The organism is Rhodanobacter lindaniclasticus, from assembly GCF_004799035.1.
Lineage (GTDB): Bacteria > Pseudomonadota > Gammaproteobacteria > Xanthomonadales > Rhodanobacteraceae > Rhodanobacter > Rhodanobacter lindaniclasticus.
This window is the reverse complement of record NZ_MWIO01000058.1, coordinates 21,906-46,529: the sequence shown is the minus strand read 5'-3', so window position 1 is coordinate 46,529 and position 24,624 is coordinate 21,906. Positions and strand designations below refer to the sequence as shown.

18 protein-coding genes are annotated in these 24,624 nt (G+C 68.4%); 7 read left to right on the top strand and 11 right to left on the bottom strand.

From position 1 onward, the window contains the following. The 4 genes from B1991_RS16055 to B1991_RS16040 form a co-directional block, all read right to left on the bottom strand. Positions 1-443 (bottom strand): YebC/PmpR family DNA-binding transcriptional regulator (locus B1991_RS16055; protein WP_210772157.1); only part of this gene is annotated, 443 nt, incomplete at its 3' end. Positions 444-482: 39 nt separating this feature from the next. Beyond that, positions 483-1,145, bottom strand: coding sequence for an alpha/beta hydrolase (locus B1991_RS16050; RefSeq protein ID WP_136259684.1), 663 nt, complete (start codon positions 1,143-1,145; stop codon positions 483-485). A 40-nt stretch (positions 1,146-1,185) separates the two neighbouring features. Next, on the bottom strand, positions 1,186-2,955 hold the full coding sequence (gene aspS, locus B1991_RS16045; RefSeq protein WP_136259683.1) for an aspartate--tRNA ligase: 1,770 nt from the start codon (positions 2,953-2,955) through the stop codon (positions 1,186-1,188). Positions 2,956-3,083: 128 nt separating this feature from the next. Beyond that, positions 3,084-3,392: an FmdB family zinc ribbon protein gene (locus B1991_RS16040; protein WP_136259682.1), complete on the bottom strand. Its 309-nt coding sequence runs from the start codon at positions 3,390-3,392 to the stop codon at positions 3,084-3,086. Positions 3,393-3,819: 427 nt separating this feature from the next. Here B1991_RS16040 and B1991_RS16035 point away from each other — a divergent pair, with 427 nt between their 5' ends. Together B1991_RS16035 and B1991_RS16030 are read left to right on the top strand one after the other, a co-directional pair. After that, positions 3,820-4,548: a CsgG/HfaB family protein gene (locus B1991_RS16035; protein ID WP_136259681.1), complete on the top strand. Its 729-nt coding sequence runs from the start codon at positions 3,820-3,822 to the stop codon at positions 4,546-4,548. A gap of 567 nt (positions 4,549-5,115) precedes the next feature. Continuing rightward, positions 5,116-7,611, top strand: coding sequence for a TonB-dependent receptor plug domain-containing protein (locus B1991_RS16030; RefSeq protein WP_136259680.1), 2,496 nt, complete (start codon positions 5,116-5,118; stop codon positions 7,609-7,611). A 119-nt stretch (positions 7,612-7,730) separates the two neighbouring features. Here the strand turns inward: B1991_RS16030 and clpB are convergent, their stop codons facing one another. Then, positions 7,731-10,316: an ATP-dependent chaperone ClpB gene (clpB, locus tag B1991_RS16025; protein ID WP_136259679.1), complete on the bottom strand. Its 2,586-nt coding sequence runs from the start codon at positions 10,314-10,316 to the stop codon at positions 7,731-7,733. A 146-nt stretch (positions 10,317-10,462) separates the two neighbouring features. Between clpB and otsB the strand changes: the two genes are divergently transcribed. Next, complete coding sequence (gene otsB / locus B1991_RS16020; protein WP_136259678.1) at positions 10,463-11,302, top strand: trehalose-phosphatase; 840 nt, start codon at positions 10,463-10,465, stop codon at positions 11,300-11,302. A gap of 136 nt (positions 11,303-11,438) precedes the next feature. Continuing rightward, a complete protein-coding gene (locus B1991_RS18895) occupies positions 11,439-11,585 on the top strand; it encodes a hypothetical protein (protein WP_210772156.1) in 147 nt (48 codons plus the stop codon). 67 nt (positions 11,586-11,652) lie between these two features. Here the strand turns inward: B1991_RS18895 and pgeF are convergent, their stop codons facing one another. Beyond that, positions 11,653-12,402, bottom strand: coding sequence for a peptidoglycan editing factor PgeF (gene pgeF / locus B1991_RS16010; RefSeq protein WP_136259677.1), 750 nt, complete (start codon positions 12,400-12,402; stop codon positions 11,653-11,655). 67 nt (positions 12,403-12,469) lie between these two features. Further along, entirely contained in the window at positions 12,470-13,444 is a 975-nt protein-coding gene (gene rluD / locus B1991_RS16005) for a 23S rRNA pseudouridine(1911/1915/1917) synthase RluD (protein WP_136259676.1), read from the bottom strand. A 70-nt stretch (positions 13,445-13,514) separates the two neighbouring features. On the opposite strand from rluD, the gene B1991_RS16000 reads away from it, so the two are divergent. After that, the gene (locus B1991_RS16000; protein WP_136259675.1) at positions 13,515-14,381 is read left to right on the top strand and encodes an outer membrane protein assembly factor BamD; all 867 of its coding nucleotides are present in this window, start codon (positions 13,515-13,517) and stop codon (positions 14,379-14,381) included. A 57-nt stretch (positions 14,382-14,438) separates the two neighbouring features. On the opposite strand, the gene B1991_RS15995 is transcribed toward B1991_RS16000, so the two are convergent. From B1991_RS15995 to sucC, 3 genes are all read right to left on the bottom strand, one after another. Beyond that, positions 14,439-16,070, bottom strand: coding sequence for an NAD+ synthase (locus B1991_RS15995; protein ID WP_136259674.1), 1,632 nt, complete (start codon positions 16,068-16,070; stop codon positions 14,439-14,441). Between the two features lie 233 nt (positions 16,071-16,303). Next, the gene (gene sucD, locus B1991_RS15990) at positions 16,304-17,176 is read right to left on the bottom strand and encodes a succinate--CoA ligase subunit alpha (protein WP_136259673.1); all 873 of its coding nucleotides are present in this window, start codon (positions 17,174-17,176) and stop codon (positions 16,304-16,306) included. A 14-nt stretch (positions 17,177-17,190) separates the two neighbouring features. After that, the gene (gene sucC / locus B1991_RS15985) at positions 17,191-18,417 is read right to left on the bottom strand and encodes an ADP-forming succinate--CoA ligase subunit beta (protein ID WP_281280613.1); all 1,227 of its coding nucleotides are present in this window, start codon (positions 18,415-18,417) and stop codon (positions 17,191-17,193) included. A 273-nt stretch (positions 18,418-18,690) separates the two neighbouring features. Here sucC and B1991_RS15980 point away from each other — a divergent pair, with 273 nt between their 5' ends. Beyond that, positions 18,691-20,307, top strand: a complete 1,617-nt coding sequence (locus tag B1991_RS15980) for a sensor histidine kinase (RefSeq protein WP_210772158.1) — start codon at positions 18,691-18,693, stop codon at positions 20,305-20,307. 18 nt (positions 20,308-20,325) lie between these two features. Here the strand turns inward: B1991_RS15980 and B1991_RS15975 are convergent, their stop codons facing one another. Further along, positions 20,326-21,330: a LacI family DNA-binding transcriptional regulator gene (locus B1991_RS15975; protein ID WP_136259670.1), complete on the bottom strand. Its 1,005-nt coding sequence runs from the start codon at positions 21,328-21,330 to the stop codon at positions 20,326-20,328. A gap of 258 nt (positions 21,331-21,588) precedes the next feature. Between B1991_RS15975 and pgmB the strand changes: the two genes are divergently transcribed. Further along, positions 21,589-24,612, top strand: a complete 3,024-nt coding sequence (pgmB, locus tag B1991_RS15970; protein WP_246031211.1) for a beta-phosphoglucomutase — start codon at positions 21,589-21,591, stop codon at positions 24,610-24,612. Positions 24,613-24,624 lie beyond the last annotated feature (12 nt).

Below are 24,624 nucleotides of genomic sequence, written 5' to 3'. Positions count from 1 at the left end.
TCGGCGCTGGCGTCGTTGTCGGTGGCAAACACCAGTTCGCCGCAACGGGTGAACTGGAACGCGACCGAACCGGAAGTGCCCAGGTTGCCACCGTGCTTGGTCAGCGCATAGCGCACGTCGGCGACGGTGCGGGTGGGGTTGTCGGTGAAGCAGTCGATGATCAGCGCGATGCCGGCCGGGCCGTAGCCCTCGTAGCGCAGCTCCTGCATGTCGGCGCCGCCGTCGGCACCGGAGCCGCGCTTGATCGCGCGCTCGATGGTGTCCTTGGTCATGTTGGCCGACAGCGCCTTGTCCACCGCCGCGCGCAGGCGCGGGTTGCCGCCAGGGTCCGCGACGCCCGCGCGGGTAGCCACGGTGATCTCGCGGATCAGCTTGGTGAACACCTTGGCGCGCTTGGCGTCCTCGGCGTTCTTGCGACCTTCGATGGACGGGCCTCTACCCATGGCGATTCCTGCACGAAACGGTTGGACAAGCGGCCAATTTTACCTGAAATCGGCAGACGTGCCGGCGCCCGGTCCCGCGACAAATCGCCCCTCGCGCAGGAAACACGCTACCCGCCGCGCCACCTCCGGCGAGAACAGCAGGCTGGTGTGGCTGGACTCCACCACGCAGTGATCGGCCAACCCCGGCAGGCGGGTCTCGGCCACCGCCACGGTGCCGTCGTGCTCGCCCTCCAGGTGGCCGAGCACGGCGCCCAGGCCCAACGCCAGCCGGCCTGCGATCACACCCACCTGGCGCGGACCGTCCCAGCGTTCGAAGCCTTGTTCCAGCAATTGGCGGTTGTGTCCCAGCAACAGCTCGCCGCCGCGACCCCAGCGGGCAAAGCCGCGCGCGGCCGCACTGCCGCGCAGTGGCGAGCCCAGGCAGACGATCCGCCCCGGCGGCAGCACCTCGCCGTCGCTGCAGGCCCGCAGCGCGAGCAGCCCACCCAGGCTGTGGCCGACCAGGTGCACCGCGTCGGCCTCGCCGGCCAGCGAGTCGATGCGCTGGTGCAGGCGATCCAGGATGTGCTGCTGGCTGGCGGCCACGCTGAGGTAGTCGAAGCGGTGCACGCGGAAGCCCGCCTCCATCAACCGATGGTGCAGCATGGACAGCGCGAATCCGCGCATCCACAGGCCGTGCAGCAGGATCACGTGCTCGCTCATGGCGTATCGCCGAAAGATCGCACGGGGCTCTGTCGGCGGATCAGCCGACAGCCTCCCCGCCGGCCACGCGCACGTGCAGTTCCTTCAGCTGCGCGTCGCTCACCATCGATGGCGCGTCGGTCATCAGGTCCTGCGCGCTGGTGGTCTTGGGGAAGGCGATCACGTCGCGGATCGACTCGGTGCCGGCCATCAGGGCGGCGATGCGATCGATGCCGAAGGCGATGCCACCGTGCGGCGGCGCGCCGAACTTCAGCGCCTTGAGCAGGAAGCCGAACTTGGCCTCCGCCTCCTCCGCGCCGATGCCCAGCAGGCCGAACACGGCGCTCTGCATCTCCGGGCGATGGATGCGGATCGAGCCGCCGCCGATCTCGTTGCCGTTGAGCACCATGTCGTAGCCGCGGCTGACCGCGGTGGCGGCGTGGCTCTTCAGGTCCGCGATGTCGTCGATCTTCGGCGCGGTGAACGGATGATGCAGGGCCACGTAGCGCTGCTCGTCCTCGTCGTACTCGAACATCGGGAAGTCGGTGACCCACAGCGGCTTCCAGCCCTCCTCGACCAGGCCGCGGTCCTTGCCGACCTTGAGTCGCAGCGCACCCATGAAGTCGGTGACGGTCTTCCACCTGCCCGCGCCGACGAACACGATGTCGCCGGACTGCGCGCCGGTGGCATCGAGCACGGCGGCGAGAGCCGCATCGTCGAGGAACTTGGCCACCGGCGAGCTGACGCCCTCGCGGCCCCTGGCGCGATCCTCGACCTTGATCCAGGCCAGCCCCTTCGCGCCGTAGCGGGCAACGTACTCGGCGAGCCCGTCGATGTCCTTGCGCGACAGCGCCGCGGCACCGGGTACGCGCAGCGCCGCCACGCGACCGGCCGGGTCGTTGGCGGGCTCGGCGAACACCTTGAACTCCACGCCCTTCAGCGCCTCGGCCACGTCGACCAGTTCCAGCGCGATGCGCAGGTCCGGCTTGTCCGAACCGAAGCGGCGCATGGCTTCGGCCCAGGTCATGCGCGGAAAGCTCGCATCGAGCTCCACACCCTGCACCTCGCGGAACACGTGGCGGATCAGCTCCTCCACCATGCCCTGCACGTCCTTTTCCTCGACGAAGGCGAACTCCATGTCGAGCTGGGTGAACTCGGGCTGGCGATCGGCGCGCAGGTCCTCGTCGCGGAAGCAGCGCGCGATCTGGTAGTAGCGGTCGAAGCCGGCCATCATCAGGATCTGCTTGAACAGCTGCGGCGACTGCGGCAGCGCGTAGAACTGGCCCGGATGCACGCGGCTGGGCACCAGGTAGTCGCGCGCGCCCTCGGGCGTGGCCTTGGTCAGGATCGGCGTCTCGATGTCCTGGAAACCGCGCTCGTCAAGGTAGCGACGCAGCGTCTGCACCAGTCGGGTGCGCTTGCGCATCATCGCCTGCATTTCGGGGCGGCGCAGGTCGAGGTAGCGGTAGGTCATCCGCATGTCCTCGTTGGGATTCTCGTGCAGCGCGAACGGCAGATCCTTCGCCGCGTTGAGGATCTCCACGGTGTCGGCAAGCAGTTCGACCGTGCCGGTCTTGAGCTTGTCGTTCGCCGCCAGGCGGCGGCGCAGCGTGCCGGTGACGCGCAAGCAGTATTCGTTGCCGATCTCGCCGGCGATCGCGAACGCCGCGGCGTTGTCGCGCTCGATCACCACCTGCGCCACGCCCTCGTGATCACGCAGGTCGACGAAGGCCACGTGCGCCTGCAGGCGGATCGTGTTGACCCAGCCGCAGAGGGTCACGGTCTGGTCGATCAGGGCCTCGTTGACGAGGCCGCAGTAATGCGTGCGCATGCGCTGGAAACTCCGGGCCGGCTGGCGGCATGAACGGGGGAAAAGACCCGGAATCTTAGCATCGCCCGCACTTTGACGAACGGAAAACCGTCGCGGCCGGAGCCGGCGTGCCCGCCGCGCCCACGGGCTCAATCGGCCGTGGCGGCAGCCTTGGCGGTCGCGGCCGGCGCGGCGGCGGCCACCTCCGGCGACGACGCGGACTTGCTTTCCGAACCTGCCGCGGCGGTGCCGGCGAGGTTGTGTTTCTTCTCGCCGTCCTTCTTGAAATCGGTCTCGTACCAGCCGCTGCCGGCCAGGCGGAACGCCGGCGCACTGACCAGACGATGCAGTTTGGCCGCCGCGCAGGCGGGGCAGACGGTGGGATCGGCATCTGACAGCTTCTGCAGGCGATCGAAACGATGGCCGCAGCCGCTGCATTCAAATTCGTAGATGGGCATGGTGGTTCCTGGACCTCGGACCAGGATGGAGCAGGACTGGTCGCAATATCGGGTGGGCCGACGCCGATTTCAACGCGGGCGGCGCGGCCGGGCCGGAAGGCTGGCACGCACAGGGGCGCCATCGTAGCGATCACGCCGGACGATCGCCAGACGCGGCGGCCTTGCGGTCCCGCCTGGCCGCAAGGCCGGCGACGACCCGGCCGGCGGTAGCGCACGGACGGCCGTTCGAGGCATGCGCCTACATGCCCGCGACCGGTGGCGCTTGAACCGGGGACCGCAATACGGCCACTATGGCTTGTGCGGCGGGTGGCGCGGCCCGACGGGCGATGCCGCCGCGGCACTGGCAAGCCCTGCCGGGGAGGCAGGAAGCCGGCGCAGCCCGGCAATCAGGGGGTTATCAGCGCTCCATCAAGCGGAGGGGACAACCATGAAACGTACACGACGACTGGCCACCGGCGCGATGCTGGCTCTTGCCGTGCTGGCGAGTGGCGCCGCCATGGCCCGAGAGGCACCCACCCTGACCGTCGCGGTGATCGACTTCACCAACAACAGCGACTCCGTCGCCTGGTGGCATGGTGGTGTGGGTTCGCAACTGGCCGACGTGCTCAGCAACGAGCTCAGCGCCACCGGCGACTTCAAGGTGATCGAGCGGCAGAAGATCAACGCCGTGCTGGCCGAACAGGACCTGGCCAGTTCATACCGCATGCGTCCGGGCAGCAGCCCGCACACCGGCAACGTCACCGGCGCGCAGTACCTGATCACCGGCAGCGTCGCCTCGTACACGGAAGACACCTCCAACACCGGCGGCGGCCTCAGCTTCGCCGGCTTCCACGTCGGCGGCGGCCAGGCCAAGGCCTATGTGGCGATCGACCTGCGCGTGATCGACGCGGAAACCTCGGAGGTCGTGTTCTCGCGCACGGTGGAAGGGCGCAGCACGGACAAGGCGATCAACCTGAGCGGCTATACGCGGGGCGTCGGCGGCGACTTCGGCCACAAGCAGAAGACCCCGGCCAGCAAGGCGGTGCGCGCCGCGCTGATCGAAGCCACCGATTACCTCGACTGCGCCATGGTCAAGCGCGATGGCTGCGAGGCCAGCTTCGAGCGGAAGGAACAGAAGCGCCGCCAGGGCGACAAGGACGCACTCGACCTGGACTGACCCGTATCGGCACTTGTCCTCGGCACATGCGCGACGGAAGCGGGCATGTGCCGCGGCGGCGACCGGGTCCACCCACGGCGGTGATTCCGCCGCCCTTGCCCGCCCCACCGTCACGAACTCTTCATCTTTGACAGGCCGTTCCGCGCGGACCAACCTTGCGACCGGGCAAGAACCCGTGGAACCCCATTCCGTCAATGATCCGGCGTGCCAGCCCCGATCGCGGACCCGCGATCTCCGAGCATTCCCGGCCACCGCCCGGGCGCGACACCGCGCGGGCGAGAACGGCGTCCGCGCCACTCATCGACCGTCACCACCGACCCCGCAGCGACGCACAAACCCCCACCCCGACACCACGGTTCCTGATCCGTGGTGCCGAACTCGCCCGGACGCGGACCGCGAAGCACACCGCGGACGGGCGCGAGACGCGGGCGGCGCAGGAATCGCTACCGTCACCAAGAACGGGAAGATATGACTTTTTTGGACGTCTATACGGCTATTGACGTGCAATCGGCACGGTACTAGCCTCGTCTTGTTGCGTCGCAACAAGCCACTCTGCAAAGGACCACCATGAGCAAGCGCCTCCACACCGTTCTTCCGGCCTCCCTGGCAACTGCCATCCTTTTTGCGCTGGGCTGCACGGTCGCCAGCGCGCAGGACAGCACCCCGCCGACGAGTACGCCAGCTCCCGCCAAGGTGCAAAACCTCGGCGCCATCATCGTCACCGGCACGCGCTCGAACAGCCGCACCGAAAGCAGCTCGCTCACGCCCATCGACGTGGTCTCGGCCCAGGTGCTGCAGCAGACCGGCACCACCGACCTGCCCACGGCGCTGGCGCGCATCATCCCCTCGCTGAACTTCCCGCGTCCCGCCGCCGCCGACACTGCGGACACCCAGCGTCCGGCGCAACTGCGTGGTCTCTCGCCGGACCAGGTGCTGGTGCTGGTGAACGGCAAGCGCTGGCACCAGGGCGCGATCCTGCTCAACAACGGCGTGATCGGCCGCGGTTCGCAACCGGTGGATCTCAACACGATCCCGCTGTCGGCCATCGACCACATCGAAGTGCTGCGGGACGGCGCCTCGGCCCAGTACGGTTCCGACGCCATCTCCGGCGTCATCAACATCATCCTGAAAAAGGGAGCCAAGGGTGGCGACGTCGAACTGTCCGGCGGCCAGTACTCCGCGGGCGACGGCCGACAGTGGCAGGGTTCGGCCAACTTCGGCATCCCCCTGACCGACAAGGGCTGGCTGCGCGTCGCCGTGCAGAGCGGCAACCAGGATCACACCAACCGCGCCGGGCCCGACAGCCGCCCGGGCTTCACGCAGCTGGGGGTGAACTTCCGCCAGGGCGACCCGGACGTGCACGACAACAATCTGATGCTCAACGCGGAATACGACTTCACGCCGGACGTGCAATTCTACGCGTTCGGCCACTACGGCCGCCGCCAGAGCACGTCGCCGGCGTTCTTCCGCTACGGCACCAACTCGCCCGCACCGAACAACCCGCTGGTCGGCCAGGTCTATCCCGACGGCTTCCTGCCGCTGGAGCATGCCGATTCCACCGACCAATCGCTGGTGGCTGGCCTGCGCGGCACGATCAGTGGCTGGCGCTGGGATCTGAGCGGCAACTTCGGCCGCAACCGGGTCTCCTACGAAACCATCAACAGCCTCAACTACGCCTACCTGAACGACTTCGGCAGCACGCCGAGCGTGTTCCATGACGGCATCCTCATCGCCAGGCAGGAAAGCGTCGATCTCGACATCGCCAAGGACATCTCCACCGGTTGGTTGCCCAATCCGCTCACGGTGGCGTTCGGCGCACAGTATCTGCGCCAGGGCTACGCCATCGAGGCCGGCTCGTTGCCGTCGTGGTACGTCGGCACGTCGGGGGTCTCTGGCGGTGCGCAGGGCTTTGCCGGCTGGCAGCCCGGCAATGCCGTCGATGCCTCGCGCCAAGACGTGGCCGAGTACATCGACCTGGAAACCAACCTCACCGACAGGTTCGCGCTGGCGGCCGCCGCACGGCACGAGCACTACAGCGACTTCGGCAATACCACCTCGGGTTCGCTGTCCGGCCGATTCGATTTCACCGACACCTTCGCCCTCCGCGGCAGCGTGTCGACAGGCTTCCGCGCCCCTGCGCTGGGTCAGGAGTACTTCTCGCAGACCTCTTCACTGTTCTTCGCCAACGGCAACTCGGCGGGCCTGCCGGCGGGCATCTACAACTCGGGCCTGGTACCGGTGAACAGTCCGATCGCGAGGCTGCTCGGCGCCGAGCCGCTGCGCCCGGAGAAATCGACAAACTTCACCCTGGGCACGGTCTGGAATCCCACCCAGGCGCTGAGCCTGAGCCTGGACGTCTACCAGATCAACATCCGCAACCGCGTCGCGCTGTCCGGGGCGATCGCGACCACCACGCCGCAGTCGGTGGTGGACTACCTGGCCGCCAACGGCATCGGCGACCTCAACTTCCGCAGCATCAACTACTTCACCAACGCAGCGAACACGCGCACGCGCGGCGTCGATTTCGTCGGCACGTATTTCGCCGACTTCGGCAACGGCGGCACCCTCGCCAGCACGCTGAGCGCCAACTACAACCAGAACTCGGTCACCAGCGTCAAACCCAATCCGGCGGTGCTGGACGCCCTGGGCATCAATTTCACGCGCCTGAACCGGCAGGACATCAAGGGCTACCTGGCCAATTCAAGTCCGCGCAGCAAGCTGATCCTCAGCGAGCAATACAACCGGGGGAACTGGGGCGTGACCGGCACGTTCACCCGCTACGGCCGTTACACCAGCTATGTCAGCAGCCTGGCCAGCTACAACCCGAACGCAACGCCTCCGGTGATCGACCAGACCTTCACACCCAAGTGGCTTCTCGACGTGGCGGTGAACTACCACCTCGACAAGTGGATGTTCACGCTGGGCGCCGACAACGTGCTCGATACCTACCCGGACCAGAACATCGCCAACAACACCAACCGCGGCACCCTGAAGTACTCGACCTTCTCGCCGTTCGGCTACAACGGCGCCTACGTGTACGGCAAGGTGCGCTACAGCTGGTAGACCGGGTCAGCTACGACATCCCGCGGCCCTGATCGCGCTCCCGGTCAGGCCTGCCGGGGTGGTCGGTGCGCAGCACCTGACCACCACCGGCATCCGGGCAGGAATCGGCGTGCCCGCCTTCATTCAAAGACCAGCTGGCCACCGGCAGTTTTCACGTGGATGGTGTCGCCGGACTGGAACTGGCCCTGCAGGATCTGCCGCGCCAGCGGATTTTCCAGCTGCTGCTGGATCGCCCGCTTGAGCGGCCGCGCGCCGTAGACCGGATCGAAGCCGACATTGCCGAGCAGGGTCAGCGCGTCGTCGCCGATCTCCAGTTTCAGCTGGCGCTCGGCCAGGCGCTTCTCCAGGTATTCGAGCTGGATCTTCGCGATGGCGCGGATCTGGCTCTTGTCCAGCGGGCGGAACACCACGATCTCGTCGAGCCGGTTGATGAACTCGGGCCGGAAGTGCGCCTGCACCACGCCCATCACCGAGGCCTTCATCTGCGTGTACTGCTCTTCCGCGTCGCCACCGCTTTCCGCCGCGTCCTGGATCATCTGCGAGCCCAGGTTCGAGGTCATCACGATGACGGTGTTGCGGAAGTCCACGGTGCGGCCCTGGCCGTCGGTGAGGCGGCCGTCGTCGAGCACCTGCAGCAGGATGTTGAACACGTCCGGGTGCGCCTTCTCCACCTCGTCGAGCAGGATCACGCTGTACGGCCGGCGGCGCACCGCTTCGGTGAGATAACCGCCTTCCTCGTAGCCGACGTAGCCCGGCGGCGCGCCGACCAGGCGCGAGACCGAGTGCTTCTCCATGAACTCGCTCATGTCGATGCGCACCATGGCGTCGGTGGTGTCGAACATGAATTCGGCCAGCGCCTTGCACAACTCGGTCTTGCCCACGCCGGTAGGACCCAGGAACAGGAACGAGCCGTTCGGCCGGTTCGGATCGGACAGGCCGGCACGTGAGCGGCGGATCGCGTCGGACACCGCGTGCACCGCCTCGTCCTGGCCGACCACGCGCTTGTGCAGCTCGTCCTCCATCTTCAGCAGCTTGTCGCGCTCGCCTTCGAGCATCTTGCTGACCGGGATGCCGGTCCAGCGCGCCACCACCTCGGCGATCTCGTCGGCGGTGACCCTGGTCTGCACCAGCTTGAAGTCCTGCGTCTCGGCAGCCTGCGCCGCGGCGAGCTGCTTTTCCAGTTCGGGCAACTTGCCGTACTGGATCTCGCTCATCCGCGCGTAATCCTGCGCGCGCCGCGCCGCTTCCAGATCCTGGTTGGCCTGTTCGATCTGCTCCTTGACCTTGGTCGTGCCCTGCAGCGCGGCCTTTTCGGATTTCCATACCTCGTTGAGGTCGGAGAACTCGCGTTCGAGCTTCTCGATGTCGGCTTCCAGGTCGGCCAGGCGCTGCTTCGACTCGCTGTCCTTCTCCTTCTTCAGCATCTCGCGCTGGATCTTGAGCTGGATCAGCCGGCGCTCGAGGCGATCGAGTTCCTCCGGCTTGGAGTCGATCTCCATGCGGATGCGGCTGGCGGCCTCGTCCATCAGGTCGATCGCCTTGTCCGGCAGCTGGCGGTCGGCAATGTAGCGGTTGGACAAGGTGGCCGCGGCGACGATCGCCGGATCGGTGATCTCCACGCCGTGATGCACGGCGTAACGCTCCTTCAGGCCGCGCAGGATCGCGATGGTGTCCTCCACCGACGGCTCGCCCACGAACACCTTCTGGAAGCGTCGCTCCAGCGCGGCGTCCTTCTCGATGTACTGGCGGTATTCGTCCAGCGTGGTGGCGCCGATGCAGTGCAGCTCGCCGCGCGCCAGCGCGGGCTTCAGCATGTTGCCGGCGTCCATCGCGCCTTCGGCCTTGCCGGCGCCGACCATGGTGTGCAGCTCGTCGATGAACAGGATGATCTGGCCCTCGTTCTTGGCCAGGTCGTTGAGCACCGCCTTCAGGCGTTCCTCGAACTCGCCGCGGAACTTCGCGCCGGCGATCAGCGCGCCCATGTCCAGCGCCAGCACGCGGCGGTCGCGCAGACCCTCGGGCACCTCGCCCTTGATGATGCGCTGGGCCAGGCCCTCGACGATCGCGGTCTTGCCCACGCCAGGCTCGCCGATCAGCACCGGATTGTTCTTGGTGCGCCGCTGCAGCACCTGGATGGTGCGGCGGATCTCCTCGTCGCGGCCGATCACCGGATCGAGCTTGCCCGACTCGGCGCGCGCGGTGAGGTCGATGCAGTACTTCTCCAGCGCCTGGCGCTGCTCCTCGGCGTTCTCGCTCTGCACCTTTTCGCCGCCGCGCAGTTTCTCGATCGCCGCCTCCAGGTTCGCCTTCGTCGCGCCGGCCGCCTTCAGCGCCGCTCCCAGCTCGCCCTTGTCCTCCAGCGCCGCGAGCACGAACAGCTCGCTGGCGATGAACTGGTCGCCGCGCTGCTGCGCCAGCTTGTCGGTGAGATTGAGCAGGCGGTTGAGGTCGTTGCCCAGGTTGATGTTGCCTTCCTGCCCGCTGACCCGCGGCAGGCGTTCGAGCAACTCGTTCACGCGCTGCGTGAGCATCGGCACGTTGACCTGCGCCTGGGTCAGCAACGGGCCGGTCGAGCCGCCCTGCTGGTTGAGCAGCGCGGCCATCACGTGCGCCGGTTCGAGCATGTTGTTGTCGCGGCCCACGGCCAGCGACTGCGCGTCGGCCAGCGCCTGCTGGAACCGCGAAGTGAGTTTGTCCATTCGCATCTCGGGAATCTCCGCGTCGGTAGGGCGGCAATCGCCACCGCGCAAACGTGTGGCCGGAACGCACCGATTCAAGCTGGCCGGTCCATCGCCGCCCCCGCACGCCACGTGGCCGACTCTTCACATCCGCCCTGTTACGGTGCGGCCCGATGTCCACGCCAGGCCCCTCCAACACCGCGGCAAACGCTTCACTCCCCGCGCCACCGCTGCCCGCTGCCGGCGCCGGCTGGGCGCTGCTGCTGGACGTGGACGGCACCTTGCTCGACTTCGCCGACGATCCGCACGCGGTGCGCGTGGACGCCGCCCTGCCCGCCCTGCTCGACGCGCTGCACGAGGCGACCGGCGGCGCGCTGGCGCTGGTCAGCGGGCGGCGACTGGACGACCTCGACCGCCTGTTCCGGCGCCCGCACCAAGCCGCCATCGGCCTGCACGGATCGGAGCTGCGCACAGCCACCGGCGAGCTGCGCCACCACGCGGTGGCGCCGCTCCATCAGACGCGCATGCAGCATGAAGCGCAGGCGTTGGCCGGGCGTTTTGCCGGCGTGCAGCTGGAAAACAAGCAGCAGGCGGTCGCGCTGCACTGCCGCGGTTCGTCGGGCGAGTGGCAACAGTTGCACGAGGCGGCCATCGCGGTCATCGCCCATCTGCCCGGCTACGAACTGCAGGCCGGTCGCCGCGTGCTGGAGTTCAAGCCCGGGGGCATGGACAAGGGCCGCGCCGTCGCCGAACTGCTGCAACAGGAACCCTTCACCGGCCGGCTGCCGGTCTACGCCGGCGACGACCTCACCGACGAGCATGCCTTCGATGCCGTCAATCGCGCGCACGGGCTCAGCATCCGCGTCGGCAATCGCCACCCCAGCGCCGCCCGCTTCAGCCTGCCCGATCCGCTCGCCACGATCGCCTGGCTGGCCCGCGTCCGGGATGCACTGACGCAAGCAGCCCCCGCCCATGTCCGCCCATCCGAACGGGAAATCCCGCACCAGTCTTGAACCGGGCGTGATCGGCGACGGCCGCGTGGCAGCGCCGTCGACGGTCACGCACGCATCGTCTGATGCTGCCTGCCGCGTTTCCATGCCGACGCCAGTTTCTGCAGCCTGACTCCCGCCCCTCCCCGGTGGCGACCAGATGATCGAGCTGGAGCACTTCGACCACACCGTGCAGTTCCACCTGCGCAACACCGCGGTGCTGGTCACCCGGCTGTTCGACCGTCTCGAGCGTCGGCTGATCCGGTCGGCGATGCACCTGTCCCGTCGCCTGGAGGAATCCATGTGATGGCGCGCAAGGCACTCGGTCGAGTGTGCGCCACAACGACATCACGCGCCGGAAATTCCGCGTGGACTCAGTCCTGGGCGAGCCAGATCAGGCTGGCGAAGCGGCCGCTGGCGGCGCCGTCGCGCCGGTACGAGTAGAAGCGCGCATCGGCGTGGGTGTCGTTGCCGCCACCGTGGACACGCGTCACGCCCGCACGCGCCAGTCGCTGCCGCGCCAAGGCGGCCAGGTCGCAACGCCAGTGGCCGGGGCGCGTGGCCTCGAAGCACATCGCGCCAGCCGCGTCGTGCGCGACGAAGGCGGCGCGCACCTCCTCGCCCACCTCGTACGACGGCGCCCCGATGCACGGACCCAGCCACGCCAGCACGCGCGCGGGCGGGCTGACCATCTGCGCCAGGGTGGCTTCCAGCACGCCCGCGGCGAGGCCGCGCCAACCGGCATGGGCGGCACCGATCTCGCCACCGTCCTCGCTGCACAACAACACCGGCAGGCAGTCGGCAGTCAGGATCGCCAGCACCGTGCCGGGGATGTGCGAGACCGCCGCATCCGCCTGCGGCTCGTGCGTGCTGGGCAGCGGACCCAGTTCGGCCACGCCGCACCCGTGCACCTGGTGCAACCAGCGCGGCGCCGCCGGCAGCCGCAACGCCTGCTGCAACGCGCCGCGGTTCGCCAGCACCGCCTCGGTGGCGTCGCCGCTGCGCAAGCCGAGGTTGAACCGCTCATACGGCGCCGACGACACGCCGGGCCCCAGCCGCGTGGTGATGGCCGCGTGGACCTGCGGCGGAGCGGGCCAGTCGGGAAAGATCCAGCTTTCGGTCATGGGTCCGGGATTCGGGGTGGGGAACCTGCCAAGCATCGCACGGCCGGTGCAGGCGCGTGCCGACGGCTCACCAGGGCTCGGAGCCATGCTCGGCCAGATCCGCGCGCAAGGCCTCGATCAGAGCCTGCTGGTCCGCCGGGCGTTCGGCCGAGAACGACAGCGCCTCGCCGGTCGCCGGATGCACGAACGAGAGCCTCTCCGCGTGCAGCGCCTGCCGGCGGAAACCGCGCAAGGCGGCGATCAGGCCGTCACTGGCACCCTTGGGCAACTTGAGGCCGCCGCCGTACAACGGATCACCGACCAGCGGGTGACCGATGTGCGCCAGGTGCACGCGGATCTGATGGGTGCGGCCGGTTTCCAGCTGGCATTGCAGCAGGCTGTGGGCGCGAAAGCGCTCGCGCACGCGGTAATGCGTTACCGCGCGCTTGCCGTCTTCCTCGTCGCGCACCGCCTGGCGCAGGCGATCGCCCATGCTGCGGCCGATCGGCGCATCCACCGTGCCGCCGGCCACCATCGTGCCCAGCACCACGGCTTCGTACTGGCGCTCCACCTCGTGCCGCGACAGCAGGTCGACCAGGGCGGTGTACGTGGGCAGGTCCCTGGCCACCACCATCAGGCCGGAGGTGTCCTTGTCCAGCCGATGCACGATGCCGGCGCGCGGCAGTTCGGCAAGCTGCGGATCATGGTGCAGCAGTCCGTTGAGCAGGGTCCCGGCCGGATTGCCGGCGCCGGGATGCACCACCAGCCCGGCGGGTTTGTCCAGCACCAGCAGGTGGGCGTCCTCATGCACGATGGCCAGCGCGATCGCCTCGGGTTGGCTGTGCACCTCCGCCTCCAGCTCGACGTCGAGCTCGACCCGTTCGCCGCCGCGCAGCAGCTGCCGCGGCGCGGCGGTGGCGCCGTCGAGGGTCACGGCGCCGGACTTGATCCAGCCGCTGAGCCGCGAGCGCGAATAAGCCGGGAACATCTCGGCCAAAGCCTGGTCGAAGCGACGACCTGCCGCGCTCAGCGGAACCTCTGCCTGCTGCCGTATCGTGGTCATGCCGGCCTCCGCGGGCGGCAGCCGGTTTCAGTTATCATGCCTGTTCGATCCAACATCCGAATTCATTCCTATGCGCCCATCAAGTGGCTCGACCACGCCGTCGTTGTTCCCGTTGCATGCCGCCAGGCTGCTCGCCGTGGTTGTCCTGGTGGCCGTACTCGGCGCCTGCTCGATGTTTGGCCGCAAGGGCAACACCATCGACACGATGCCGCTGGAGCCGCTGTACAACCGCTCCCACAGCTTCCTGGTAGCAGGCAATTACTCCGGCGCCGCCCGGGCATTCCAGCGCCTGATCGCGCGCTTCCCGTCCGGTCCGTACAGCGAGCAGGCCCAGCTTGAACTGGCCTATGCGCAATACAAGGACAACCAGCCCGATGAGGCATTGTCCACGATCAACCGCTTCATCAAGACCTATCCGGCCAACAAGCACGTCGATTATGCCTATTACCTGCGCGGCCTGATCAATTTCGATCGCACCAGCGGCTTCATCGAACGCATCACCAAACGCTCCGGCGGCATGACCCGGCGCGACCAGGGCTACAACCTGCAGGCGTTCGATGACTTCTCGGAGCTGTCGCGGCGCTTCCCTGACAGTGCCTACACCGCCGACGCGCGCCAGCGCATGATCTACCTGCGCAACCTGCTGGCGCAATACGAGATCAACGTGGCCGAGTTCTACCTGCAGAACAAGGCCTTCGTCGCCGCGGCCGACCGCTCGCAGTACGTGATCGAGCACTACCAGCAGGCGCCGCAGGCCGGCGACGCGCTGGCCATCCTCACCCGCAGCTACCTGGCGCTGGACCGCAAGGAGCTGGCCGCGCAGACCCGCGAGGTGCTGGCCCTGAACTATCCGGGCCATCCTTACCTCACCGATCCCAAGTGGCCGCACGGTCCTTCGTTGGTGCGCAAGATGATCCCGTTCTCGGGGCATCATTGAGCCACGCGCTGCGCCGGGATCGGGGAAAGCCGCGTCCCGCCGCGAGGTACCCGCGCCTCACCGCCAGCCGGACGTGATGGGATAGCGTCGTTCGCGGCCGAAGGCGCGAGTGGTCACGCGCGGACCGGGTGCAGACTGCCGGCGCTTGAACTCGTTCAACAGCACCAGGCGCACCACCCGTTGCACCGTCGCGGCGTCGTGGCCGGCTGCCACGAGCTCCGCCTGCGACTGCTCGCCCTCGATGAAACCGGCAAGGATCGCGTCGAGTTCGTCGTACGGTGGCAGCGAGTCCTGGTCGGTCTGGTTCTCGCGCAGCTCGGCCGAGGGCGGGCGGTCGATGACTTCTTCGGGGATGGGCGTCGGGCGCGAAACACCCGCCCCGGCCGCATTGCGCCAGCGCGCCAGCCGGTACACCACCGTCTTGTACACGTCCTTGAGCGGCGCATAGGCGCCGCACATGTCGCCGTACAAGGTGGCGTATCCTACCGCCATCTCACTCTTGTTGCCGGTGGCCAGCAGCAGGCGGCCGTGCTTGTTGGACAGCGCCATCAGCATCACGCCACGCGTGCGTGACTGCAGGTTTTCCTCGGTGGTGTCGGCAGGCTTGCCGGCGAAGGCGGGAGTCAGCGCGTCCACGAACGACTGGTAGGTCGCCTCGATCGGGATCACGTGGTAATCCACGCCCAACCGCTCGGCCTGCATGCGCGCGCCGTCCAGCGAGAGTTCCGAGGTGTAGCGCGTGGGCATCATCACCGCGGTGACCCGCTCGGCACCGAGCGCATCGACCGCCAGTGCCAGCGTCAACGCCGAGTCGATGCCGCCGGAAAGGCCCAGCAGCACGCCCTCGAAGCGGTTCTTGTCGATGTAGTCGCGCACGCCGCGGACCAGGGCCGCGTACAGCGTCGCCTCCATCGAGGAATCGGCCGGTACCGGCCAGTCGATCGGCGTCAGGGCACGCGTGGCCGGATCGAACTCGGCCTGCAACAGCGCATCGACGAAGGCCGGCGCCCGCGCCGCGATCGAACCGTCGCCGTTGACCAGGATCGAGGCGCCGTCGTACACCACCTCGTCCTGGCCGCCGACGAGGTTGAGGTAGGCGATCGCGCAGCCGGTTTCGCGCGCTCGCGCCGTCAGCACCGCCTCGCGCTCGCCCTGCTTGTGGTCGTCCCAGGGCGAAGCGTTGATCACCACGATCAGTTGCGCCCCCGCGGCGGCAGCCCGTGCCGCAGGCTCGGGCTGCCACACGTCTTCGCAGATCAGCAGGCCCACGCTCACGCCAGCGATCGCCGCGACGACCGAGTCATGGCCGGGGCGGAAATAGCGCTTGTCGTCGAACACGCCGTAGTTCGGCAAGGCCTGCTTGTGCGCCGTGCATTCCACCTGCCCCTCGCGCAGCAGGCTGGCGGCGTTGAACACCTCGCCCTCGCTGTGCGGGTGGCCAACCAGGGCCGCGATGCCGTTGGTCGCCGCGGCCAGGGCGGCCAATTCGCTGTCGCAGGCGGCGAGGAAACTCGGCCGCAGCAGCAAATCCTCCGGCGGATAGCCGCTCAGGGTCAGTTCCGGAAACGCCACCAGCTCGGCGCCGCCTTCACGGGCCTGCGCCATGAGCTGCGCGGCCCGGGCGGCATTGGCCGCCACCGCGCCGACGGGAAAATCGTGTTGGGCCAATGCCAGACGCAGCTTTGCCATGGAGGCGGCATTCCTCGGATTGAACCGCGCAATGGTAGTGGAACGATGCTTTCGGGTGGCCCCCACATCGGCGGTGCGTTCAGCTCTGCCGGGCGCGCCGGGAATCGTTGCCGCCCTGGCCGCCGCTGATCCCGTTGCAGCTGCGGGCGTTGCGGGCATGTCGGGTGGTTGCGCGTGCGATCGGCAAAAAAAAAGCCGCGCAATGCGCGGCTTTTTTCACCCTGCAGGAAGGATCACTTCATCAGCTTGGCGAGTGCCTTGCCCAGGTCGGCTGGCGACTTCACCGTGGTGACGCCGGCCTTCTCCAGCGCGGCGAACTTCGCCGCGGCGGTGCCCTTGCCGCCGGAGATGATCGCGCCGGCATGGCCCATGCGCTTGCCGGCCGGGGCCGAGGCGCCGGCGATGAACGAGACCACCGGCTTCTTGACGTATTCGCCGATGAACTCGGCCGCGTCTTCCTCGGCGCTGCCGCCGATCTCGCCGACCATGATGATGCCTTCGGTCTGCGGGTCGTCCTGGAACAGCTTCAGGCAGTCGATGAAGTTGAGACCGTTGATCGGGTCGCCGCCGATGCCGATCACCGTGCTCTGGCCGAGGCCTTCGTTGGTGGTCTGGAACACCGCTTCATAGGTCAGCGTGCCGGAGCGCGAGACCACGCCGACCCTGCCCTTGCTGTGGATGTGACCGGGCATGATGCCGATCTTGCATTCGCCCGGAGTGATGATGCCGGGGCAGTTCGGCCCGATCAGCACGGTTTCCGGATGCTGCTGCAGCACGTTCTTGACGCGCAGCATGTCCAGCACCGGGATGCCTTCGGTGATCGCCACGATGACCTTGATGCCCGCGTCGATCGCTTCGAGGATCGAGTCGGCCGCGAACGGCGGCGGCACGAAGATCACCGATGCGTCGGCGCCGGTTTCCAGCACCGCTTCATCGACCGAGTTGAACACGGGCAGGCCGATGTGCTCGGAACCGCCCTTGCCCGGGGTCACGCCGCCGACGACCTTGGTGCCGTAGTCGATGCACTGCTGCGCGTGGAAGGTGCCCTGCTGGCCGGTGAAGCCCTGCACCAGCACCTTGGTATCTTTGTTTACGAGAACGCTCATGTTTCGATTGCTCCTCAGGCCTTGGCCGCAGCCACGGCTTTCTGCGCCGCGTCGTTGAGATCATCCGCCGGCGTGATCGCCAGGCCGGAGTTGGCCAGCAGTTCGCGGCCCTTCTCCACATTGGTGCCCTGCAGGCGCACCACCACGGGAATCTCCAGCCCCACTTCCTTGACCGCGGCAATGATGCCCTCGGCGATCATGTCGCAGCGGACGATGCCGCCGAAGATGTTGACCAGGATGCAGTTGACCTTGTCCGAGGAGGTGATCAGCTTGAACGCCTCGGTCACGCGCTCCTTGGTGGCGCCACCGCCCACGTCGAGGAAGTTGGCCGGCTCGCCGCCCGCCAGCTTGATCACGTCCATGGTGGCCATCGCCAGGCCGGCGCCGTTGACCATGCAGCCGATGTTGCCGTCCATCGTCACGTAGTTGAGGTTGCTCTGCTGCGCGGCGGCTTCGGCGGCGTCTTCCTGGGTCAGGTCGCGCATCGCGGCCAGATCCGGGTGGCGATACTCGGCGTTGTCGTCGGAGTTGACCTTGCCGTCCAGCGCGGCGAGGTTGCCGTCTTCCAGCACGGCCAGCGGGTTCAGCTCGACCAGCGACAGGTCCTTCTCGTTGAACAGCTTGTACAGGCCCAGCATGATCTTGGTCAGCTGGTTGACCTGCTTGTTGTTGAGGTCCATCGCGAAGCCGAGCTGGCGGCACTGGTACGGCTGCAGGCCTTCGACGAAGTCGACCACGACGGTGTGGATGTCTTCCGGTGTTTCGCGGGCGACCTGCTCGATGTCCACGCCGCCGTGCTTGGAGGCGATGAACGAGACGGCCTTGCTGTCGCGATCGACCAGGATCGACAGGTACAGCTCCTTGGCGATGTCGGTGGCGTCGGTCACCAGCACCAGGTTCACCGGCAGCGCGCGGCCGGCCGACTGGTAGGTTTCCATGTTGGTGCCCAGCATGCCCTTGGCGGCAGCCCGCACGTCGTCGAAGCTCTTGCAGAACTTGACGCCGCCGGACTTGCCGCGGCCGCCGGCGTGGATCTGCGCCTTGACCATCCACTGGGAACCGCCGAGCGCCTTGGCGGCATCGACGGCGGCGTCGGGGGAGTTGGCGACCTTGCCCGGCGGCACGGCGATGCCGTACTGCGCGAACAGTTCTTTGGCCTGGTATTCGTGGAAATTCATTCGATACCTCGAGCGAACGGAAAAACGATGACGGCCGCACGCGGAAAGACGGGCGTGGGTCAGGGATCGGCGGTGGAGTCACACACGGCCTGGTCGCGGCACGGGGCCGGACGCGGGCCGAACCGCAGCAAACGGCCGCCCATTTTCGCGGAAGCGGGCCGCAATGGAAAGGGCGCCGCCGCGCCGGGGCCGCCCGAGGCCCTGTTTTCCGGCGTCCGCGAAGCCTTTGGCGACCTCGCGCGGGGCTGCCCGGGGCGTCATATACTCGACCGCAACCGCACCGGAACCGCAGCCTACGTGTCGACCCTAGCAACGCTCAACGACCCGCGCACAGGGATGGCGACGATCCGCCACGAGCTGTCGTTCCTCAATGCCTTCCGGCTGGTGCAGTCGCTGGTGTACGTCGCGCTGGCGTTCAGCCCTGCCGGCATGGGCTGGCCGCAGCTGGCCGCGCCGGGCTTCGCCCGCACACTGGCCACGGTGTACCTGATCTTCGCGCTGCTGGCGCTGCTGATGAACCGGCGCAGCATGGTCCACGCGAAGGGAGCCGTGGCGAGCACCCTGGTGGTGGACATCGTCGTGGCGGTGCTGGCGATCGTGGCCATGCACGATGCGCGCATCGGCATCGCGATGATGCTGGCGGTGAATCTCTGCGCTGGCGCGCTGATCCTGCCGCTGCGCATGTCCGGCTTCTTCGCCGCGCTGGCCACGCTCGGCATGCTGGGCATTTCGCTGTTCGGCTGGTCGCTCTCGCACCAGGCAGGCGATCGCGACCTGCTGGAGGCGGCGCTGTTCGGCCTGGCCTATTTCGCCACCACCGCGCTGTGCAGTGTGCTGGGCCAGCAATTGCGCGCCACCGAAGCACTGGCCGAGCAGCGCAGCACCGATCTGGCGAACCTGTCGCAGATCAACGAACTGATCATCCGCCGCATGAAGACCGGCGTGCTGCTGGTGGACGACGCCAACCGCATCCACCAGATCAACGAGTCTGCCTGGATGCTGCTGGGCAATCCCGGCGCCGACCAGCGCGACCTGGGCCTGCTGGCACCGGAACTGTCGCGCCGGCTGTACCACTGGATGACCTCGGGCAAGCTGGACGAAACCGCCACCCAGCTCGCCGACGGCGTGCCCGAGGTGGTACCGCGCTTCACCCGCCTGGCGCCGAACGACGACTCGCACGTGCTGATCTTCCTCGACGACACCTCGCTGCTGTCGCGCCGCGCAGAGGAACTCACGCTCAGTTCGCTGGGCCGGCTGTCGGCCTCGATCGCGCACGAGATCCGCAACCCGCTGGCGGCGATCCGCTACTCCGCGCAGTTGCTGGCCGAATCGCGCACGATGGACAGCACCGACCAGCGCATGGTCGAGATCATCAACAACCACTGCGTGCGGCTCAACGAGATCATCGAGAACATCCTGCAGCTGTCGCGCCGCGAGCGCTCGCGCCCGGAGGCACTCGACCTGGGCGACTGGGCGCAGGATTTCGTCGAGGAGTACCGCCAGGGCAACGACCTCGGCGCCGACTCGCTGCGCGCGATCGCCAGCAACGGCGTGCCGGTGGTCGCGCTGGCCGATCCGCAGCAGTTGCAGCAGGTGGTGTGGAACCTGGTGCAGAATGCGCTGCGCTACGGCCGCCTGCCCGGCGAGCCGGCCCGCGTGATGGTGGTCGCACGCCAGGGCGAACATGGCGTGCCGATCCTCGAGGTCATCGACCGCGGCCCCGGCATCGCGCCCAAGGTGGCCGCGCAGATCTTCGAGCCGTTCTACACCACCCACGAATACGGCACCGGCCTGGGCCTGTACCTGGCCAAGCAGATGAGTGAAGCCAACCAGGCCGCGCTGGAATACGTGCGCGTGGCCGGCGGCGGCAGTTGCTTCCGTCTGGTGCTGACGCCACCGGGGCGCAACCCGGCCGAAGCCGCCGAGACGGACGAGGGCAGCGCCGCGCGCTGAGAGGCGCCGCCGGACGAATCAGGTCGCGCGCACGATCAGGCTGACCGGCAGGCTTTCCGACCCGGCCGGCTCGCCATCGATCAACGCCAGCACCTTGCGCGCCAGCAGCATGCCGCCCTCCTGCCAGTCCTGCCGCACCGAACTCAACGGCGGCAGGAAGCTGGCGCTGAGCGGCATGTCGTCGTAACCCACCACCGACACGTCGGCGGGCACCGAGCGCCCCAGATCCAGCGTGGCGCGGATCGCCCCCATCGCCAGCAGGTCGTTGCAGGCGAAGATCGCGTCGAAACCCACCTTGCGCTCATGCAGCGAGTGCACCGCATCCATGCCCGAGTCCACGGTGAACTCGTCGCGCCGCATCAGCAGCGGCTTGATCCCCCGCAGCGCCAGCGCGTCGACGAAGCCATCCAGACGCTCGAAGATCTCCGGGTGGCTGGGGTTGCCGACGAACACCGGCCGGCGCCGACCCAGCGCGATGAACTGCCGCGCCACCAGTGCGCCGCCAAGGCGGTTGTCGCTGCCCACCACCACGTGTGCGTCGCTGATCGACGGCGCGCCCCACACCACCATCGGCAGGCCCAGCTTGTCGAACCGGCGCACCGCATCCTGGTGCGCGCCCTGGCCCAGCAGGATCAGGCCGTCGGCCGCCCGCACCGCCGCCGCGCCGGCGCCTTGGCGGGTGGTCAGCAGCACGCTGTAGCCGGCGGCGGTCAGCTCCTGCGAGATGCCGCCCAGCAACAGCAGAGGATAGGGGTCGAACATGGTGCGATCGACCGACGGCCGCATCTCCACGATCACCGCCACCGTATGACTGCGGCGCAGGCGCAGGTTGCGCGCGCTGATGTTGAGCTTGTAGCCGTGCTCGCGCGCCAGCGTCTGGATCCGTTCGCGGGTCTGCGGGTTGACCAGCGGGCTGTCACCCAGCGCCCGCGAGACGGTGATCTTGGAAACCCCGGCCAGTTGCGCCAGGTCGGCCATGGTCGGGCCACCCGACGCGTGCTTGCGCGTGCCCTTCTTGCTCAACGATCCGATTCCCGGTTGGTCCGGCCATCTAGCTGGCCGATGGGTGCCGCCACATCGCGCGACGCTGTGCAGTGTGTCGACATTGGCCCCGGCGATGCAACCGATGGCGCCAGCCGGCACGGACACCGCCACGCCCGCCACTTTCCGGGGCAGGGAAAAGAAATGTTATCGGTAACTTGATACCGATAACATTTCCTGCCAAGCTCCGCCCGGATCGGGGAAATGACGGGCCTGACACGAGCCGAGGGGAATTTGCCGGTGGATCACCAGAGCGCAGCAGCCGCGACAAGCCACGGCACCAGCACGCCTGCTGGGCCGGTCGGCAGCGATCCCTGGCTGCTGATGCGCCACGGCACCGACCCCGCCGGCTTTGCCCACGACGAGAGCCTGTTCGCCCTGGCCAACGGCACGCTCGGCGTGCGCGGCAACCTGGAGGAGGCCGACAGCGCCAGCCAGGCCACCCTGCTGTCCGGGGTGTGGGAGCGCACGCCGATCGAGTACCACGAGCGATTTCCCGGCTTCGCCAGGCATACCGACACGCGCATCCCGGTCGCCGACGCCACCCGCATCCGCCTGCGCCTGGGTGACACGCCGGTGCGGCTGGGCGAGGGCGAATGGCTGCAGTTCGAACGCGTGCTGGATCTGCGCCACGGCTGCTACCGCCGCCGCCTGCGCTGGCGCTCGCCGCAGGGCGCCACGCTGGAGATCGAGGCCGAGCGCCTGGTCAGCCTGGCCGAACCCGGACTGCTGGCGATCCGCTATCGCGTGCACTCGATCGACTACCGCGGCCCGATCACGCTGGAGTCCTCGATCGCCACCGGGCGCGAGGCGGTCGGCCAGGGCGACGATCCGCGCATCGGCGCACGTCTCGCCGGCGGCCTCACCCGCTGGGCAGCGCAAGCCCACCATGCCTCGGCCTGGGTCGGCCAGCAGACCAGCCACAGCGGCATCCGGCTGATCTGCGCGCAACGTCACCAGCTCACCGGGCTCGACTTTGGCGATGCCGCATGCGGCGCCGACGGCGTGACGCAGGCCTGCACGGGCATGCTCGCGCCGGGCCAGACGGTCGGTCTGGACAAGTTCGTCGCCTATGCCTTCACCGCGCCATTCGCCCAGGACAATGCCGATGCCCTGCTGGCCCGGGCCAATGCCACGCTGGACGCGGCCACCGCGCAAGGCTACCCGGCCCTGCTGGAGCACCAGTCACGGATACTGGCCGGATTCTGGGCGCAGGCCGATCTGGCCATCGCCGGCGATCCCGCCACCGAGCAGGCCTTGCGCCTCAACCTGTTCCACCTGTTCCAGTCCAGCAGCAGCGACGGCCACGCCGGCACCGCGGCGAAGGGACTCACCGGCGAGGGTTACGAGGGCCACTGCTTCTGGGATGCCGAAATCTTCATGCTGCCGGCACTGGTCACCCTCGCGCCGGAGCGGGCGCGCGCCATGCTGGTCTGGCGCCACCGCACGCTGGAGCACGCGCGCCAGCATGCGCGTGAACTCAACCACCCGCACGGGGCGCTGTACGCCTGGCGCACGATCAGCGGCGACGAATGCTCCGCGTACTTTCCCGGTGGCTCGGCGCAGTACCACATCAACGCCGCGGTGGCGTGGGCGATCCGCCTCTATGTCGACGCCAGCGGCGACCGGGCATTCCTGCTCGAAGGCGGCGCCGAGATGATCTTCGAGACGGCGCGGATCTGGCTGCAGATCGGCCATTTCAATCCGCGCCGCGGCGGCGCGTTCTGCATTCACGAGGTCACCGGCCCCGACGAGTACTCCGCCCTGGTCGACAACAACCATTACACCAACTGCATGGCGCAGCGGCACCTGCGCGACGCCGTCGCCACCGCCGAGTGGATGGCGCTGAGCCACCCGACCGAGTACGCCGCGCTGGCCACCCGCATCGGCCTCGATGCCGACGAGCCGGCACAGTGGCGGGCCGCGGCGCGGGCGATGTACCTCCCGGTGGACGCCGCGCTGGGCATCTTCCCGCAAGGCGACGGCTTCCTCGACAAGCCGCGGCTGCCGGCGGAACTGGCCACCACGGCGGACAGGCGCCCGCTGCTGCTGCGCATGCATCCGCTCGGCATCTACCGGCACCAGGTGTGCAAGCAGGCCGACACGCTGCTGGCCCTGATGCTGGCCGGCGAACAGGTCGACACGGCCGCCAAGCGGCGCAACTTCGACTACTACGAAGCCATCACCGTGCACGACTCCACCCTGTCCGCCTCCACCTTCGCGGTGATCGCCGCCGAGGTGGGCCATGCCGGCAAGGCGTACCGCTATTTCCTCGACACCTTGCGCGTGGATCTGGACGACCTGCACGGCAACGCCGCGCACGGCCTGCACATGGCCGCGATGGCCGGCAGCTGGCTGGCGCTGACCTGGGGCTTCGGCGGCCTGCGCGTGCACGACGGCCTGCCGGCACTGTCGCCGCGGTTGCCGGCGACCTGGCAGGGTTACCGTTTCGGCCTGCGCTGGCACGATGCGCACCTGCGCGTGGAAGTCGATGGCGACGGCGCACACTACACACTCACCGCAGGCGAGGCGATCACCTTCCTGCACGACGGCACGCCGCAACGCCTGCGCGCCGGCCAGTCGCTGCAGCTGCCCTGCACGGGATTCGCGGCGATGCCGACGGTGCCGAAGGCCGTGGTGTTCGACCTCGACGGCGTGCTCGCCGACACCGCGGTGCTGCACCGCGCCGCCTGGCAGCAACTGGCCGACGAGATCGGCGTGCCGCTCGACGAGGCCACCGCCGCGCGCATGAAGGGCGTGGACCGACGCGGTTCGCTGGACATCCTGCTGGAACGCGCGCCGCGCGCGTACGGCGAGGCGGAGAAGGAAACGCTGGCCGCGCGCAAGAACGCGCACTACGTCGAACTGATCGGCCGGCTCGGTCCGCAGGATCTGCTTCCCGGCGCGCGCGCCGCGGTGGAGTCCGTGCGCCGCGCCGGGTTGAAGACCGCGCTGGCCTCGGCCAGCCGCAATGCGCCGCAGCTGCTCGACCGGCTCGGCATCGCCACGCTGTTCGACTACGTGGTCGACGCCAACCGCATCGCCCGCTCCAAGCCCGACCCGGAGATCTTCCTGGCGGCGGCGCGCGGGCTAGGCCTGGCGGCGCAGGACTGCCTCGGCGTGGAGGACGCCGCGGCGGGTATTGCCGCCCTGCAGGCGGCGGGCATGGCGGCGGTCGGCATCGGCCACGCCCAGGAGCTGGACAAGGCGGACGTGCTGTTGCCGGACATTGCCGCGTTCGACATCAGCCGATTCATCGCATGAGCGGCCGTTCCG

Coding starts and splice junctions, on each gene's coding strand:
- B1991_RS16050 (WP_136259684.1), bottom strand. CDS start 1,145: ATGAGCGAGCACGTGATCCTGCTGCACGGCCTGTGGATGCGCGGATTC.
- aspS (WP_136259683.1), bottom strand. CDS start 2,955: ATGCGCACGCATTACTGCGGCCTCGTCAACGAGGCCCTGATCGACCAG.
- B1991_RS16040 (WP_136259682.1), bottom strand. CDS start 3,392: ATGCCCATCTACGAATTTGAATGCAGCGGCTGCGGCCATCGTTTCGAT.
- B1991_RS16035 (WP_136259681.1), top strand. CDS start 3,820: ATGAAACGTACACGACGACTGGCCACCGGCGCGATGCTGGCTCTTGCC.
- B1991_RS16030 (WP_136259680.1), top strand. CDS start 5,116: ATGAGCAAGCGCCTCCACACCGTTCTTCCGGCCTCCCTGGCAACTGCC.
- clpB (WP_136259679.1), bottom strand. CDS start 10,316: ATGCGAATGGACAAACTCACTTCGCGGTTCCAGCAGGCGCTGGCCGAC.
- otsB (WP_136259678.1), top strand. CDS start 10,463: ATGTCCACGCCAGGCCCCTCCAACACCGCGGCAAACGCTTCACTCCCC.
- B1991_RS18895 (WP_210772156.1), top strand. CDS start 11,439: ATGATCGAGCTGGAGCACTTCGACCACACCGTGCAGTTCCACCTGCGC.
- pgeF (WP_136259677.1), bottom strand. CDS start 12,402: ATGACCGAAAGCTGGATCTTTCCCGACTGGCCCGCTCCGCCGCAGGTC.
- rluD (WP_136259676.1), bottom strand. CDS start 13,444: ATGACCACGATACGGCAGCAGGCAGAGGTTCCGCTGAGCGCGGCAGGT.
- B1991_RS16000 (WP_136259675.1), top strand. CDS start 13,515: ATGCGCCCATCAAGTGGCTCGACCACGCCGTCGTTGTTCCCGTTGCAT.
- B1991_RS15995 (WP_136259674.1), bottom strand. CDS start 16,070: ATGGCAAAGCTGCGTCTGGCATTGGCCCAACACGATTTTCCCGTCGGC.
- sucD (WP_136259673.1), bottom strand. CDS start 17,176: ATGAGCGTTCTCGTAAACAAAGATACCAAGGTGCTGGTGCAGGGCTTC.
- B1991_RS15980 (WP_210772158.1), top strand. CDS start 18,691: ATGGCGACGATCCGCCACGAGCTGTCGTTCCTCAATGCCTTCCGGCTG.